Annotated in this window: 1 rRNA gene; it reads left to right on the top strand. The window is 56.6% G+C overall.

The window, feature by feature from the left end:
- Window positions 1–1,844 (top strand): 23S ribosomal RNA (locus HYE82_RS36225); the annotation flags it as partial.
- Window positions 1,845–1,884 lie beyond the last annotated feature (40 nt).

Genomic DNA, 1,884 nt, shown 5'->3' with positions numbered 1-1,884 from the left:
AAGCCCCAACGGGTGTTGTGATGGGTAGGGGAGCGTCGTGTGCCGGGTGAAGCAGCGCCGGAAGGTAGTTGTGGACGGTTCACGAGTGAGAATGCAGGCATGAGTAGCGATACAAGAGTGAGAAACTCTTGCGCCGATTGACTAAGGGTTCCTGGGTCAAGCTGATCTGCCCAGGGTAAGTCGGGACCTAAGGCGAGGCCGACAGGCGTAGTCGATGGACAACCGGTTGATATTCCGGTACCCGCTTTGAAACGCCCAATATCGAATCCATTAATGCTAAGGCCGTGAAGCCGTCCTGGATCCTTCGGGTGAAGGGGAGTGGTGGAGCCGCTGACCCAAGATGGTAGTAGGTAAGCGATGGGGTGACGCAGGAAGGTAGTCCAGCCCGGGCGGTGGTTGTCCCGGGGTAAGGGTGTAGGCCGAGGGGTAGGCAAATCCGTCCCTCATGAAGGTTGAGACCTGATGCCGAGCCGATTGTGGCGAAGTGGATGATCCTATGCTGTCGAGAAAAGCCTCTAGCGAGTTTCATGGCGGCCCGTACCCTAAACCGACTCAGGTGGTCAGGTAGAGAATACCGAGGCGTTCGGGTGAACTATGGTTAAGGAACTCGGCAAAATGCCCCCGTAACTTCGGGAGAAGGGGGGCCACGCCTGGTGATCGGATTTACTCCGTGAGCTGGGGGTGGCCGCAGAGACCAGCGAGAAGCGACTGTTTACTAAAAACACAGGTCCGTGCGAAGCCGTAAGGCGATGTATACGGACTGACGCCTGCCCGGTGCTGGAACGTTAAGGGGACCGGTTAGCTCCATTTCGGTGGGGCGAAGCTGAGAACTTAAGCGCCAGTAAACGGCGGTGGTAACTATAACCATCCTAAGGTAGCGAAATTCCTTGTCGGGTAAGTTCCGACCTGCACGAATGGCGTAACGACTTCTCGACTGTCTCAACCATAGGCCCGGTGAAATTGCACTACGAGTAAAGATGCTCGTTTCGCGCAGCAGGACGGAAAGACCCCGGGACCTTTACTACAGTTTGATATTGGTGTTCGGTTCGGCTTGTGTAGGATAGGTGGGAGACTTTGAAGCAGCCACGCCAGTGGTTGTGGAGTCGCCGTTGAAATACCACTCTGGTCGTGCTGGATGTCTAACCTCGGTCCGTGATCCGGATCAGGGACAGTGTCTGATGGGTAGTTTAACTGGGGCGGTTGCCTCCCAAAGGGTAACGGAGGCGCCCAAAGGTTCCCTCAGCCTGGTTGGCAATCAGGTGTTGAGTGTAAGTGCACAAGGGAGCTTGACTGTGAGACCGACGGGTCGAGCAGGGACGAAAGTCGGGACTAGTGATCCGGCGGTGGCTTGTGGAAGCGCCGTCGCTCAACGGATAAAAGGTACCCCGGGGATAACAGGCTGATCTTCCCCAAGAGTCCATATCGACGGGATGGTTTGGCACCTCGATGTCGGCTCGTCGCATCCTGGGGCTGGAGTCGGTCCCAAGGGTTGGGCTGTTCGCCCATTAAAGCGGTACGCGAGCTGGGTTTAGAACGTCGTGAGACAGTTCGGTCCCTATCCGCTGTGCGCGTAGGAATATTGAGAAGGGCTGTCCCTAGTACGAGAGGACCGGGACGGACGAACCTCTGGTGTGCCAGTTGTCCTGCCAAGGGCATGGCTGGTTGGCTACGTTCGGGAGGGATAACCGCTGAAAGCATCTAAGCGGGAAGCCTGCTTCAAGATGAGTATTCCCACCTCCTTGAGAGGGTAAGGCTCCCAGTAGACGACTGGGTTGATAGGCCAGATGTGGAAGCCCGGTAACGGGTGGAGCTGACTGGTACTAATAGGCCGAGGGCTTGTCCTCAGTTGCTCGCGTCCACTGTGTTAGTTCTGAAGCAACGAAC

It is taken from the genome of Streptomyces sp. BR123, assembly GCF_013401435.1.
Classification (GTDB): Bacteria; Actinomycetota; Actinomycetes; order Streptomycetales; family Streptomycetaceae; genus Streptomyces.
Note: the sequence above shows the minus strand (reverse complement) of the source record. Positions and strands in the feature narration are given on the sequence as shown.